The 14,268-nt window shown below is 41.4% G+C and carries 13 protein-coding genes; all 13 read right to left on the reverse strand.

Going from position 1 to position 14,268, the window contains the following annotated elements; all coding sequences use genetic code 11:
* Positions 1–17 precede the first annotated feature (17 nt).
* The 13 genes from rpmA to T357_RS0112400 all read right to left on the reverse strand — a co-directional run bounded on the left by rpmA (position 18) and on the right by T357_RS0112400 (position 14,266).
* The gene (gene rpmA / locus T357_RS0112340) at positions 18–281 is read right to left on the reverse strand and encodes a 50S ribosomal protein L27 (RefSeq protein ID WP_029200208.1); all 264 of its coding nucleotides are present in this window, start codon (positions 279–281) and stop codon (positions 18–20) included.
* 30 nt (positions 282–311) lie between these two features.
* Positions 312–617: a 50S ribosomal protein L21 gene (rplU, locus tag T357_RS0112345; RefSeq protein ID WP_031553068.1), complete on the reverse strand. Its 306-nt coding sequence runs from the start codon at positions 615–617 to the stop codon at positions 312–314.
* Between the two features lie 131 nt (positions 618–748).
* Positions 749–3,343, reverse strand: coding sequence for an NlpC/P60 family protein (locus T357_RS20380; RefSeq protein ID WP_081828158.1), 2,595 nt, complete (start codon positions 3,341–3,343; stop codon positions 749–751).
* A gap of 7 nt (positions 3,344–3,350) precedes the next feature.
* Positions 3,351–4,262 carry an RluA family pseudouridine synthase gene (locus T357_RS0112355; protein ID WP_031553073.1) on the reverse strand — a complete coding sequence of 304 codons (912 nt, stop codon included), beginning with the start codon at positions 4,260–4,262 and terminating at the stop codon, positions 3,351–3,353.
* Entirely contained in the window at positions 4,259–4,816 is a 558-nt protein-coding gene (gene lspA / locus T357_RS0112360; protein ID WP_031553076.1) for a signal peptidase II, read from the reverse strand. Before lspA ends, T357_RS0112355 begins: the two co-directional genes overlap by 4 nt.
* A gap of 84 nt (positions 4,817–4,900) precedes the next feature.
* Positions 4,901–5,980, reverse strand: a complete 1,080-nt coding sequence (gene aroB / locus T357_RS0112365; RefSeq protein ID WP_031553079.1) for a 3-dehydroquinate synthase — start codon at positions 5,978–5,980, stop codon at positions 4,901–4,903.
* A gap of 60 nt (positions 5,981–6,040) precedes the next feature.
* Positions 6,041–6,559 carry a cell division protein SepF gene (locus tag T357_RS0112370; protein ID WP_031553082.1) on the reverse strand — a complete coding sequence of 173 codons (519 nt, stop codon included), beginning with the start codon at positions 6,557–6,559 and terminating at the stop codon, positions 6,041–6,043.
* 162 nt (positions 6,560–6,721) lie between these two features.
* A complete protein-coding gene (locus T357_RS0112375) occupies positions 6,722–8,158 on the reverse strand; it encodes a biotin/lipoyl attachment domain-containing protein (protein ID WP_031553085.1) in 1,437 nt (478 codons plus the stop codon).
* Between the two features lie 15 nt (positions 8,159–8,173).
* Positions 8,174–8,593: a hypothetical protein gene (locus tag T357_RS0112380; protein WP_031553088.1), complete on the reverse strand. Its 420-nt coding sequence runs from the start codon at positions 8,591–8,593 to the stop codon at positions 8,174–8,176.
* Positions 8,594–8,736: 143 nt separating this feature from the next.
* On the reverse strand, positions 8,737–9,756 hold the full coding sequence (locus T357_RS0112385; RefSeq protein WP_081828159.1) for a D-alanyl-D-alanine carboxypeptidase family protein: 1,020 nt from the start codon (positions 9,754–9,756) through the stop codon (positions 8,737–8,739).
* Between the two features lie 9 nt (positions 9,757–9,765).
* Positions 9,766–10,155, reverse strand: a complete 390-nt coding sequence (locus tag T357_RS0112390) for a methylglyoxal synthase (RefSeq protein ID WP_031553094.1) — start codon at positions 10,153–10,155, stop codon at positions 9,766–9,768.
* A gap of 28 nt (positions 10,156–10,183) precedes the next feature.
* Positions 10,184–11,326, reverse strand: a complete 1,143-nt coding sequence (locus T357_RS0112395; RefSeq protein WP_031553097.1) for an FtsW/RodA/SpoVE family cell cycle protein — start codon at positions 11,324–11,326, stop codon at positions 10,184–10,186.
* A 66-nt stretch (positions 11,327–11,392) separates the two neighbouring features.
* Positions 11,393–14,266: a penicillin-binding transpeptidase domain-containing protein gene (locus T357_RS0112400; RefSeq protein WP_031553100.1), complete on the reverse strand. Its 2,874-nt coding sequence runs from the start codon at positions 14,264–14,266 to the stop codon at positions 11,393–11,395.
* Positions 14,267–14,268: the final 2 nt, after the last annotated feature.

Here is a 14,268-nt window from a genome sequence, read left to right on the forward strand (position 1 = left end):
TGAAAAACCAAGCGAGATTACTCAGCATCTCTAGGCAGTACGGATACCTGCTTTCTGTCTCTTCCAAGGTGGCTGTACTTAACTACGCCGTCAACCTTTGCAAAAAGTGTGAAATCATTGCCAAGACCTACATTAAGACCTGGGTGAATTCTTGTTCCATTCTGCTTGTAAAGAACATTACCAGCCTTTACGAACTGACCATCTGCTCTCTTCTGTCCAAGTCTCTTGGACTCGGAATCTCTACCGTTCTTGGTAGAGCCCATACCTTTATGATGAGCCATGATTATCCTCCATTAAATACTTTGAAAAAATTAGCCGATAGAATCAATCTTTACTTCTGTAAAGAGCTGTCTGTGACCATTCTTCTTGTGGTATCCAGACTTTCTCTTGTACTTGTAAACGATGACTTTCTTAGCCTTGCCATTCTTAGTAACAGTGGCTGATACCTTAGCACCATCAACGACCGGTGTACCGATCTTCATAGCGCCATCATTAAGAACAAGCACCTGATCGAAAGTAACCTTGTCGCCTTCCTTTACATCAAGTTTCTCAACTCTAATGATATCGCCTTCGCTTACCTTGTACTGCTTTCCACCTGTAAGGATTACTGCATACATTACGAGGGTCCTCCTTTTTATCATTACTCGCTGACTTTGGTGGTACAATAATGCACACTTCTAACCTCGTCATGCGGCATACTCAAGTACTTTAAATGCTCGCTTCGAAATTGTCAATGGGTTTTAAAAAATTAATTTATTAACTTTCTATAATATGGATAGCTTGCCGTAACCTCATTGACGGAAACATTGTTTGCTCCCGAATTTTCGTGGATAGCAATCATTTTTCCGTTTTCGGCCCATCCCAGGAACATTACCACATGGGAGTCTGCTCCGGTTCGGATAACAACATCTCCGGGCTGAAGATCCGCTCTGTTTATTTTTTCTCCCTCTCCTATGAGACTGGATGTACTGTATGCTTTATTCAGATTATTTCCTATAGAAGACCAGTATACCCACTGTATCCATCCTGAGCAGTCAAGTCCTCTCAACACTCTGCCTCTGTAATCTGCCTCAACTACGCTTCCGAAAGCATTTCCTTCGTAGTTATTACTGCTTGCCTTGCCTCCCCAGTAGTATGGTATCTTACCTACTGATTCAAGGGCAAACTTTATAACTCTTTTTCTGTCTTTTGAAACATCCTTGGGAAGACCATCAATATACTTGGAGATTTCCTCTTCAGTTAAAGGATTTTTAGGATCGATGGTTGAGATAGACAATCCATAAACCTTAAACCAGTCCTGAGCTATAAGTCTTTCGGCATAAGCCTTCTGTTCATCTGTCCATCCTTCCCAGACACTTCCAGGGGACTCATTGTCTGTCGCTTCCAATGTCTCATCCTCAGCAGACTCTGAAGATTCTACTGTTTCAGATTCTTCCTTATCCGAACCGTCGGTTTCCTCAGCTTCTCCTGTTTCTTCCTGATCCGCTTTCTCTGCCTCAAGCTCAACACTTCTGAGTCCGTCATCCTCTTTAAATCCGTAAATCGTAACGCTCACGTAAAGATCTACATGTCCCGGACAGTAATTCTTGCTCTTTACATCTGTTTCTCCGTTACTTTCCTCCGTGGTCTCCTTGGCCTCCAGAGACTCCTCTATAAGACTATAAAGAGTGGCATCATCCATATTTCGGAGTTCTTCTCTGGTAAAGGTTCCGAGAATGATCCTATCCTCTTTACTCTCATCAGTGCTGCCTTCTTCTGTTTCTGATGATTCATCCTTATCTTCTTTATCTTCACCCTCACCTTCAGATGAAGCCTCCGCCGTTTCCACCGCTTCATCACCATCTGCTTCAGCAGATTCATTTTCCGCAGTTGTGCCGTCATTGATAATGTCTATGCCCTGACCTGCCTTATATTCCCAGTACTTGCTTGTCGTAGATTCAGGCTCTTTTGTAACCAGCGTTTCCTTAGCCGAATGATCATACAATGCGGGAACAAGGCTCACTGACTCATAGGCTGTTGAACTCTCTTCTGTTGATTCTTCCAAAGCCTCCGTCTCTATTTCAGCCGGTGCCGTTTCAATCACCTGTGATTCGTAATTCATATCGGAGGACTCTTCCTGTGAAAGTTCAGCTCCGTATGCCGTAATCTTTAATAAAGGATTGATTCTCTTTACCCAGGAAGCCTTATTAAGTATCTTTGCCGCAGCGAGTACCATTCCGTTATTTTCATTTCCTGCATCTGACAATGAGCTTTCCTGATAAGAAGTCTCCTGTTGGGAAACTCCCTGTTCTGAACCCCCGGCATTATCGGTCTGTGCCCCGAAATCAGACTCATTACTCTGCGCTTCTGTTTCTGACAGATCCGATGAAATCTCGCCTGATGTATCTAAAGTTTCCTGTCGGGTTTCCCCCTGAGATGCTCCGGCATCATTACCATTAGCTTCCGTCCCGGTTCCATCGGATTCCGGAGACTGATCAATATGACTGCTTTCATCAGCGGAATCTGAAGAACTCTCAGTCTCGGAGTCCTCCGTTTTTTCCTCTGCAAGCTGCTTTTTCAGCTTTTCAAGTTCTTCTTCAATCTTCTTGGCTTCTTCCCCTTCTTCCTTAGCCGAACGGTTAATACAGCCACTGTCGTAATAAACCTTACCGATACTGATCGTATACCTTCTGGACTTATCATACAGTTCTTCACAATATTTTTTGAATGTTTCAACATCAAGATAATCATGGGCATAGGTATAAACCGATGCCATTGACATGATTTCCTTAACATTGGAGTATTCATTTACCCTTTTTCCGTCAGCATCGTAAAAGGAAACATTAACATTTTTAAAGGTCGGTATGTACCAGGTGGCAGGATTATCCGGATCCTGCCCGCCCGCAGAAGGATTATACTTACCCATAACTCTTCCGGAGCTTACTCCCAGTCTTTTCGCAAGAGATAATGGAGTCACACCTGAGGTATCATAGATATTGGCAATATAATCATTGTCCTCCTTCATAAGTTCTTTGTAGATCTCACCGGCATAACTGTTAAGAGGATCACTCTCATCCACCCCCTCCGGAAAAACATAAGCCAGATTTAACTTGTACGGAGATGGAACAAATACTTCTTCAGTTTCAGGCTCTGTTTCCTCGATAGTTGTTGTCTCAGGTATTTCCGAAGGCGTTGCCGTTGTTTCAACTACTGCCTCTGATTCCACTGTTTTAACGGATTTTTGAGAAACAACAACCACCAAAAGTCCCAACCCCATACATAAGGTCAGGACTCCGAGCTTGATCTTTTTCAATTGTTCTTTAGTCAATTGTTTTTTAGTCAATCGTTTTTTAGGTTTACTCATATATAATTTATTTCCGCAGTCTATCCATAAGCTGTTTCAAATATTCCGGATACTCAGAATCAAACTCCACATATTCGCCTGTTGAGGGATGTATGAATCCGAGAACCTTTGCATGGAGACACTGTCCTTCGAGTGTGAAAGGACATCTCTTGGGACCATAGACGTCATCTCCAAGAACAGGATGTCCTATGGATGCCATATGAACACGTATCTGATGTGTACGACCGGTCTCTAAAACACATTCCACAAGAGTATAATCTCCAAAACGCTCCAAAACCCTGAAATGCGTAACCGCATCCCTTCCGTCCACCATATCGATAGCCTGCTTTTTTCTATCCTTCTTTGAACGCCCCAATGGCGCATCCACCGTTCCGGAATCTTCTTTTATATTACCACAGACTACTGCAACATATTTTCTTGTTATGGAATGCTCCTTAAGCTGCTCTGCCAGGGATTTGTGTGACTTGTCATTCTTGCATACCACGAGAAGCCCCGTAGTATTCTTGTCTATCCGATGCACTATCCCCGGACGCATAACACCGTTTATGGTACTAAGCTCTTCCCCGCAATGATTCATCACGGCATTGACAAGGGTTCCCTGATAATGTCCCGCTGCAGGATGTACCACCATACCCTTAGGCTTATTTACGATAAGAAAATCTTCATCTTCATATACAATATCAAGAGGAATGTCCTCAGCCACCACGTCAAGAGATACAGGTTCCGGCATATCTATCAGAAGCTCGTCCCCTTCTTTCACCTTAGAACTTGCTTTACAGCTTCTTCCATTTAATTGTATGCGATCATCCTTAATTAACTTAGAAGCATAGCTTCTGGATATTTCAGGTTCCTCCAGTGTAGAAAGAAACTGATCAAGACGGACCTGATCTACACCCTCAGGAACATTGACCTTTATCATTTTTCCTCCATAAGTGAATCTTCTTTGTCTGATTCTGCACCGGCATTTTTTTTGCTGCTTCTCAGATAATTAAAGTCCTCATCCTTATAGTAGAACAGAAGCAAAAGTACCATGACAATACACCCACAGGTAACATATATATCAGCTACATTAAAAACCGGAAAATCTATAGGGCTGAAATATATAAAATCAACCACATATTTCTGACTTACGCGATCTATAAAATTACCTATAGCTCCCGCAAAAACAAGTTCCGCAATAAACAGAACCGGGTAATAACGCTTGTTATTCAAAGGTGTTTTGTATACTACATAAAGAATGCCGATAAGCACCACTATAGTTATGATATAAAAGGCGTACTGAGCCCCCTGAAATACTCCGAAAGCGGCACCCTGGTTTTCCACATAAAGCAAATATAAAACGTTCTTGATAACCGGGATTCGTGCATTCCCCCTTAAGGTTTCTACTGCCAGTTGCTTTGTAAGCTGATCGGGAATGATCAAAACCACCGCCAAGAGCAAAAAAAGAAGTATTCTCTTTATTCTTGAATTCATATTATTCTTTAGTAACGTCTCCTAAGTTAATAATGTTTATTGAGCCCCGGTATACGACATACATCTGCCGATAAATCCGCCCCATCATTTTGATATATATTCTAATGCCTCAAGCATGCTGTCATCGGATACATTGCTATCTATATATGCATTTCCCAAACTATGAAGCAAAATGAATCTGACATGTCCCTTATCCATTTTCTTATCTTTTCTGGTAGCCGCAAGGATTGTCTGATTATCCATGGGCTTTAATGTAGTTTGAAGCCCAACTGCTTTCATGAGTTCACAAACAGCTTTATTTTCTTCCTCAGTTGTCACATCAGAAATATGCATTGCAGCAAGGCATCCAAAAGCCACGCATTGGCCATGACTATAAGAGAAATCAGAGCATTTTTCAATTGCATGTCCCAATGTATGACCAAAATTAAGAAGCTGTCTCTCTCCTTTTTCTTTAGGATCCTTCTCAACAACCTCTTTTTTTATTACATTACTCCGGTATACCGTCTCAATGAGGACATCCATATCACGATCCTTTAGGCCCTCAAGTTTATCTGTAAGGAACCCAAAGTAGTCCTTATCCTTAATGAGAGAATGCTTTATAACCTCTCCCATTCCGGAAGCATATTGAATTTCATCAAGAGATTTAAGCGTGGTGACAGAACTGTAAACCAGAGAAGGCATGTGGAAGGCACCTACCATATTCTTGTAGGCACGAAAATCCACTCCGGTCTTTCCTCCTATGGAACTATCCACCTGAGAAAGCAGCGTGGTAGGAATCTGAATAAATCTGATACCTCTCATGTAGGTTGCAGCAGCAAATCCTGTCATATCTCCTACAACTCCGCCTCCGAGAGCCACGAAAAAATCATTTCTGTCAAAATTATCCTGTATAGCCCTTTCGTAGATATGGGCTATGGAATCTGTATTTTTATTTTCTTCACCCGGAGTCAGAATGATCTCATCCACAAAGCAAAAACACTCCGAAAGTATATCCTTAACCTTATCAAGATATAACGGTGCCACATTCTTATCTGTAACTATCAGTGCCCTTCTGTCAGAAATCCGAAGCTCAGAAACAGCGCCCTTCAAACCATCAAAGGTCTTCTCTATATAAATATGGTATGCAAACTCACCTTCATAATTGACATCAAGTATTTTAGACATAGCTTCCTCCCAAAAAGAAAGACATACCCTTTTTTGGATATGTCTCTCGGCTTTTCATTATCAAACTCTTAAGTTAAGTCCGCTAAAACCTGTATCTGAAGTACCGGCGAGAATATTCTGAAAATCTCCCGACAACTCTACGCTCTGCGGTGTTGCGATAAAAATATAATTGGAAATCTTCTGAAGATTACCATTCATAGAATACGCTGCTCCGGAAGTAAAATCTATAATCCTCTGGGCTATCTCCATATGAAGCCCTTCCATATTGAGAACGACAGCCTTACCATCAAGAAGATAATCACAGATATCTCTGGAATCATCCATGGAGGTTGGCTTTATCATAGTCACTTCCATGCTTCTGTGTGTTTGGGTCTGAGCCGGCTTCTTCATAAAAAGTGTAGGTCTCGCAGGTCTCACATCCTCAACATCATCATCCTCATCCTGAGATCTTCTTGAAAAGAATCCGTTTCTCTGAGGTTCCTCATCATAACCGTCCTCAAAATCGTAATCATCCTGAAGATCGTACTCATCATCCTGATTAACCCTCATGTTTTTCATTATGTTACCGATAAAACTCATTACTATCCCCCCGTAACCATTCGATGAGCAGACCTCATCTAATACGTATTATTTTAAACTAATTTCTATCCTTGTCAACAAATCCTCAAAAGAAGTAATGGTTTACATACTATATAAAGGCCAATCTTCAGAAAATTGTAAGTTGTTGCTTATATCAAGTCATCATTGATATATCAGCTGACCTTCATAAACGAGGGATGCATCCATCACTATATGATCATAGACAGAAATGCCATAATCTGTATTTTTTTCAACAATAGCATATTCGTTATTCTGTTCGATAGGGATTATCTGTCTAAATACACAAAATCCCCTGTTTATGTTGTAAACACCCTGGAGTGTCTTAACAGGACCCACATGATAAGTATTTGAAACATCTGCATTTTGAGATTCCTGAACACCGGGTCTGACTATGAAATCATTTAATTTGAGATCATTTGTATCTGTTTTTTCCGGAATAGTTATGTAGCAATATTGCTGATCAAGACGATAAATATCACTTTCAACAAATTCTACATTAGTGCCGGTACCATCTGCAGAAATCGTCTGACGGTTAAATCCGGTAGTTCCATCTTCATTTGTCACCATAAAGTCCCTTGGAACGATAAAGAAATCCTTACCGGTTATTGAACTAAGCGGAATCTTCAATCCTCTTCTGTCACTTGTGACGATTTCAAATCTTATGAATCGTTCATCACAGAACTCTTCCATAAGTTCATTAAGCGAAAGCTGACCGTATTCGTGTCCGTCTGAGGCTGTATATACATCTAAAACAGCATTGGTATAAAGATCCTTATCCGTAAAATGCACCTTTACTTTGTGCATATTCTGATACTTTTCTTTAATCTCATCATCCAACGGAAAAATGATGGACCAGTTGGAGCTTGTGATAAGCTTATATACAGGCACGCCACCCTCAACCAGATCTCCGGGTTTAGTGATATTCATCTTGTACCCGTTCATAAGAAACATGTCTTCCGTAACAGCATCCGGCGTCAGATTCTCATACCCGTCTATGGAATAAGACACAACGCCTGCCTTATCAGCAGAAATACGTGAGTAGTTTATTCCTAGCTGTGACAATACAGAATCAAGATCCTGTGTGCTGGAAATACTTGAATACTCCAATGTTGCGGCATCCAGAGAAATCTTTGTATTGTACAAATCGGAATAATTAATGTTTTTAAAGGACTGCGAAAAATCCGAAAGCTTATATCTGATATCTGCTACCTGTTCGCTTGACAGCTCCTGGGTAAGCTCAGGATGCTCTTTCAGATATGATTCCAAAGAGCCTGTTTCATCCACAGTATACACTGCCGAGCCCACTGCAACACGTTTTCCGTCCTGGATGTAATAATGTATATATCCGGAGGAAACCGCATCCACAGCTTCTTCTTCCCTTAAGGCAACCCCTGAGTATTGTTCCTGCCTTACTATACTGCCTTCCAATACCTCATAATACCTTATCTGGTCTCTCTTGATATATGAATACACACTAAAAACAATGTAGAGACTGATAATCACGAAGATTACCATCCCTACATTGATCTTAGGCAAATTATTATGTTTTATAACGTTAGATGTATCTTTAGCTGCCATTGTCCGAAATATTGATTAAAGTGAAATAGCTACATCCTTCTTAACACTGTCCGGAAGCTCATCAGCATCCATAGAAACGCTTAAAACAAATGTTATCTTATACTTCTCGCCAAGGTCTTCAAGACGCTTGATGCAATTTGAAATGTCTGCGCCCTCCAAGGATGAAAGCTTAAGGAAACTATCGAGGAACATATACTCGAGATCATGATCCTGAGAAATGATACCACTTACGAAACCCACGAATGCATCCTCAGAATCAATAGGATATTCATTAACATTAATAAGACGGATCTTATTGTTGAGTTCATACATATGCTGTGCAGATTTATCAAGAAAATCTACATTTCCGTTTGCTTCCTTAACAACTGCATTTGCCTTATCAAGAAGCTGTTTTGTCTTTCCTTTGCCCCTCTTGCCTACAATCAACTGTACCATAGTCAAGTACCTCCTAAACTTTGTAGTTTCAGTATAGTACATTAAACGGTCTAATTCAAGCAACAATTACCAATTAAAGCCTTATGTACCACACCATTTTTTGTATAAAAATCACCTAAACAGATCTTTGTTTCCGCATCTGTTTAATGTATTTTTTGAAGAAGTGCCGTCATATTATTATAAAGCTCATCCTTTGAAGATGCCTTCATAACAGTGCCTATATACTCTTCTCCCGTAGACACTTTTTCCGCAGCAGTTGTGAGACAATAGCCTGCGGCATTGGTAGTACCTGTCTTTCCTCCGAGAACCTTTATGCCATCCGGGGAAGCCGCTTCTCCCAACAGATACCTGTTGGTGCCGGCCCAGTCCTGGGTTTTAGCAACACCGTTTGAATCCTTATACTTCGGACTGTAACTTATGGTTCCCACGATCTTTCTGAAAACGTCATACTTAAGAGCTTCATTCATGGTGAGATAAATATCAAAGGGTGTTGTGTAGTGGTTATCATCCGGAAGCCCATGTGGATTCACAAAGTGGGTTCCTGTAGCACCTATTTCAAGAGCTGTCCTGTTCATCTCCTCAACAAAGGCGTCCAGCGATCCGCAGGTAGCTTCAGCAACAGCCACAGCTGCATCATTTCCTGATGGTACCAGCATGCCATATAAAAGATCTTCTATCGTCATGGTTTCTCCGGTCCTGAGCCACGCTCTTGATGAACCGGAAACATTGATGGTTGAATTTTTGGTTATGGTAAACTCCTGACTGAGATCATCTATATGTCTTAAACACACAAGAGCCGACATAACCTTGGTGATACTCGCCTGATATGTCCTGGCATAAGGATTCTTATAAGCAATTGCCTTCGGATCATCCTTACCATACTCCACAAGAAGCGCTGCTTCTGCAGTAATATCCTCAGAGTTATAATTTGTATTGTCAGGGAGAGCCAGTCCCACAGAAAAGCCCTGCGCATGAACGCCCTCAGTCAGACTCGTATTGACAGAATTCATACGCAAAAGACCTTCATCCACATTGTATCTGTTTTCAAGCTTCTGTCCGCAGCCCGTCAGAAACATAAGACATAAAAGAACCGGAAGTGCTGTACGAATACAGCTTCCTCCGGATCTTCTTTTTATTTCACGAGTAATAATGCTATAAGTCATATATTTTCCTTAGATATTTCTCCACTCAAGATCGCCTCTCTCCAAAGCCTTGATAAGCAGCTCTGCGGTGGCAAGATTAGTAGCAATGGGAATATTGTAAGTATCGCAAAGCTGTACCACTGAGTTGACCTCCGGCTCCTGTGCTTTTACATGAAGAGGATCTCTCAAAAAAATCACCATATCAAGATTGCCCTGCTCTATCTGGGAAGCAAGTTGTCTGGCTCCTCCGGTTTCTCCCGGAAGGAATTTATGTATACGGAGATTTGTCACTTCCTCTACAAGCAACCCGGTGGTTCCGGTTGCATATAAATCATGCTTACTAAGTATACCACGATATGCTATGCAGAAATTCTGCATCAGTTTTTTCTTTGTATCATGTGCTATCAATCCAACATTCATTTCAAAACCTTTCCGGATCGGATCAGATTTAAACTCCGCCCTCTTTTCGCTGCAAAGCAACATTAAGCACCAGGCCCAGGCCTATATAGACCGAAATCAGGGAGCTCGCACCTCTGGAAAAGAAAGGAAGCGTTATTCCGGTATTAGGAAAAATACCCGTGGCTACTGCGATGTTAGTATAGGTCTGAAACCCTATCCACGCCATCATGCCCACACAAATAAGACGTCCGCCCAATTTTTTTGCCTTTGATGCTATTATAAGGCATTCAAGAATAATCAACAAGAACATAATAACAATAAATACAGAGCCTCTGAATCCAAACTCTTCTCCGATAACCGCAAAAATAAAATCATTATCCTCCTCGGCAAGGAAATTACCGTTCTTTACCGAAAAAATGGAATCGTTATTAAGCCCTTTTCCCGCGAACTGTCCTGAACCTATGGCCATAATGGAATACATCTGCTGATAGAATGTCTGGGTGTTTTCAGACGGGTTAAGGAAAGTACGTATTCGCTCCGCCTGATATCCCTGGAGAAGCGGGATTCTGTCGTAAAGACCCGATTTAAAAAGATAAACAAATATCAGCGCAAATGGGACAATGATAAACACAACTCCCATTATCCATTTAAAGCTTATGTTCGAAGCATAAACCATGGCAGCTATGATGACGGTCATTATGATCGCCGTACTTAGATTAGGCTGAAGCAATACCAAAAGTATCGGGATAGTGTAAAAAACAAATGCCATAAGAATGACATGCAGCGAATTAATACGCTCGCGGTTTTTGTGAAAATATCTGGAAAAAAAGATAATAAGTCCTATTTTAACAAACTCTGCCGGCTGAACCTGCCCCAGAACAGGCACCTGTATCCATCTCACCGCTCCATGTCCCGAGGCCGTACCATAGATTTTTACGCCAAGAAGCATAAGAACAGAAATAAGATATATAAGATTCGCCTGTTTTAATATAAATCTGTAGTCAATCAGAGAGATCAGTATACACACAGTGAATCCCGCAAAAGAGCCCATTATCTGTCTCACAACCTGAGGGTCTTTGATATCCGAAGCATTTATTGCCGAAGCCATTATCAAGACCCCAAGTATATTGAGGATCACCATATAAAAAACTAATCTAAAATCATAATTTTTGAAGTTGTAATCAAATTTCATAATCTTCTCACAGAGAATGTCAGTCCTTGATATTAAACATCTCAAAGGACTGACATAACCCTTCCATCAGTCTACGACATTCAATGCAGAAACGCCTGATGCATCTCTTGAAAGTATTGCATCCAAACTATCCTTACCATAGCAATAGTTGTAAACTGTATTCGCAAGGTTTGCAGCATTACCGGAGGAATATCCGTACGGAATGTTTACAGTAACAGTTATCTCAGGATCTCCATAGGGCGCAAAAGAAACGAATACGGCATGATTTCCTCTGTCCTCACGCTCCTGGGCCGTTCCTGTCTTACCCGCTATAGGAATGTCCTGTCCCAGGAAAACTCTCTTGGCAACACCTTCTGTGATCATCTCACGGAGTCCTTTATGAACCGCATTCCATGTAAGGTCACTGAAATTCAGCTCCCTCACCACAACCGGCTCAATATTTTTTACTATAGAACCATCTGAAGTTGTGACCTTATCAATAACCGAGAGATCAAAAACGGTACCTTTATTTGCAACAGCAGTAATGTACTTTGAAAGCTGAACAACATTGTATGCATGATTTCCCTGACCCATAGCAGAACGCTCAGGGTCATAATCAGATATACGGGGCATAGCCTCATCTATCTCTACTCCCGAAAGCGAGTCAAGGCCAAACAATGAGGCATACTTATGTATTCTTTCAAGACCGATTGCCTGGTTATAATTTCCAGTCTCATCTGTAGAAAGAAGGTGACCTACCGCCGCAAAGAAAAAGTTACAGGAGTTCTTGATTCCATCTACCACATTCTCTCTTCCGTGGGATTGAGGATAAATCCAACAACGGATATTAGGAGTAACTTCCTCGTAAACGCCGGTACAGTCAATCACTGTATTGAGTGTCAATACCCCTTCTTCAAGGGCCGCAACCGATGTTAACGGTTTAAAGGTGGATCCCGGCGCAAGCTGAGTCTGGGTAGCACCGTTAAGAAGCGGCAATGACAGGTCATTATTGCATTTTTTGAGATAAGCGGGATCCGTTATCCTGTTGTTATCAAAACTCGGATATGTTACAAGAGCACGCACCTTTCCCGTATCAACATCTGTGACCACCACAGATCCGTTGCACGGATCAAGCGCAAGCTGCGCCGGAGTGATCTCGATCTTTCTTATCTTTGAAATCAGGAAAGTATATGCGTAATGTTCATCTCCTGCAGAAAGCTGAGCATAAGCTTCCGGATCCTCTTCCAGTACTCCCTGCTCAAAAAGTGCCATAAGCAGTACATATCCCGGAATGATCTGGTTTGCTATTGCATATTTATAGAGTACTTTATCAAAATCAGGATTGTTGTTCAGCTGATCTATCAGCATCTGAACAAACAAGGTATAGATATTATCCGAATCATAGTACTCATCAGACAACTCAAGCTTTGAAGTGTCCAGCCATGCTTCATCTATTCCACTGAGGATAAAATCTTTAAGAGTAATGGTATCATCCTTCCATGCCGCATAGGCTTCCGACTCACGATACTTTTGGTCAGTGGTGTCTATGATTCCATTCTCCTTTTTCCCAAGGTAGTCATAAATATATACGATATAAGCCTGCATATCCTGCGGCAGCTCTTTCAGTCCGCTTGTTGTAGGATGAAGCAGCTCCTCCTGGATAGCAGCAAGTTTAGTTTTCTTGTTCGCTTCAAATGCCTCGGCTATACGACGCTCAGCTGTTCCCTCTTCCGCACTGCTGAAATGTGCCGAATCCAGAATGTTGTTATTGATAAGCTGGTAATAGGCATCTTTAACCGGAATTGTGATCTCTGACTGCTCGATTTCGGCATTATCATCATTGAGATCCTGTTCTGTAATCTTCGACGCCAAAAGACCGGCAAGTTCCTGCTCGAGCAGATGATATATGGCAATCTGGTCATTTGCCGAAATGGTTGTATAAACATCATTGCCTGCTGCAGCATCGGTCTCTGAAACAACCTCAAGAATAGATCCGACAGAGTTAAGGTACATCTGACGATATCCCTTTTTACCCTTCAGCTCCGACTCCATGCTTTTTTCAATGCCCCAGACTCCCACAATATCATTAAGCTCATATGAATCATCCGTTTTCTTCAGTTCCTCAAGCTGTTCTGCCTGAACCTGACCTGTATAACCCACTATATGACTCATATAAGGCGCATAATTGTACTTTCTGACAGAAACATTATCAATGTCTACGCCTTTAAGTTCTCCCTTTGCTTCAAGTATCTCTGCTGTACACTCTTCAGATACGTTTTTTACTATTGTGGTGGTCTGATACCTCTGATATGCGGTAAGACGCATTGTATAAAAGATATTGATCATATCCAGAGCCAACTTATCTGACAGAACAATGGGATTTTTCTTTTCATCCCACATATTGTCAAACCTGTATCTGCTTTTCGAGACTTCAAAAGCCTGTCTGGCAGTTACATTAAAATCCTTCTCTGAAAGGTCTTCAATGTTTCTGCCTCTTATATTTGAAATGAGTCTCTTTCGGTCATCCTCCGAGCTTGTGGTAAAATAGAATTCCCCCGAATCATCCAGTTTTATCTTATACTGTCCGTCAATGTCATACCCGTGTTTTTCGATGATCTGGGCAAGACGCATTAACATGCGGTTTCTGCTGTTAATACCGTCGGCAGATGTGTCATAAGCACCATTATCCGTAATTGTGATATTGTACTGGAGCTCATTGTAGGCCAGCAGTTTACCGTCCCTATCGTAAATATTGCCCCTGGTTCCGTTGCTCGTTATCTCTGCAAGAGTACGATTCTGATAGTCTGCCAGATATTTTTCACCATTTACTATCTGAAGATCAAATAAACGAAATCCCAGAACTATAAACAAAATCGAAAAAATAAGTCCAAGGGCAAAAAGTCGTGAACTTACAAATCGAACAGTAAATTCTTTGATTGCTTCAAATATTTCTTTGATCAATT

This window comes from Oribacterium sp. FC2011 (assembly GCF_000701645.1).
Classification (GTDB): domain Bacteria; phylum Bacillota; class Clostridia; order Lachnospirales; family Lachnospiraceae; genus Oribacterium.

What these genes read in the sequence shown, in the direction of transcription:
- rpmA (WP_029200208.1), bottom strand. Translation starts at nt 281, where the DNA reads ATGGCTCATCATAAAGGTATGGGCTCTACCAAGAACGGTAGAGATTCC.
- rplU (WP_031553068.1), bottom strand. Translation starts at nt 617, where the DNA reads ATGTATGCAGTAATCCTTACAGGTGGAAAGCAGTACAAGGTAAGCGAA.
- T357_RS20380 (WP_081828158.1), bottom strand. Translation starts at nt 3,343, where the DNA reads ATGAGTAAACCTAAAAAACGATTGACTAAAAAACAATTGACTAAAGAA.
- T357_RS0112355 (WP_031553073.1), bottom strand. Translation starts at nt 4,262, where the DNA reads ATGATAAAGGTCAATGTTCCTGAGGGTGTAGATCAGGTCCGTCTTGAT.
- lspA (WP_031553076.1), bottom strand. Translation starts at nt 4,816, where the DNA reads ATGAATTCAAGAATAAAGAGAATACTTCTTTTTTTGCTCTTGGCGGTG.
- aroB (WP_031553079.1), bottom strand. Translation starts at nt 5,980, where the DNA reads ATGTCTAAAATACTTGATGTCAATTATGAAGGTGAGTTTGCATACCAT.
- T357_RS0112370 (WP_031553082.1), bottom strand. Translation starts at nt 6,559, where the DNA reads ATGAGTTTTATCGGTAACATAATGAAAAACATGAGGGTTAATCAGGAT.
- T357_RS0112375 (WP_031553085.1), bottom strand. Translation starts at nt 8,158, where the DNA reads ATGGCAGCTAAAGATACATCTAACGTTATAAAACATAATAATTTGCCT.
- T357_RS0112380 (WP_031553088.1), bottom strand. Translation starts at nt 8,593, where the DNA reads ATGGTACAGTTGATTGTAGGCAAGAGGGGCAAAGGAAAGACAAAACAG.
- T357_RS0112385 (WP_081828159.1), bottom strand. Translation starts at nt 9,756, where the DNA reads ATGACTTATAGCATTATTACTCGTGAAATAAAAAGAAGATCCGGAGGA.
- T357_RS0112390 (WP_031553094.1), bottom strand. Translation starts at nt 10,155, where the DNA reads ATGAATGTTGGATTGATAGCACATGATACAAAGAAAAAACTGATGCAG.
- T357_RS0112395 (WP_031553097.1), bottom strand. Translation starts at nt 11,326, where the DNA reads ATGAAATTTGATTACAACTTCAAAAATTATGATTTTAGATTAGTTTTT.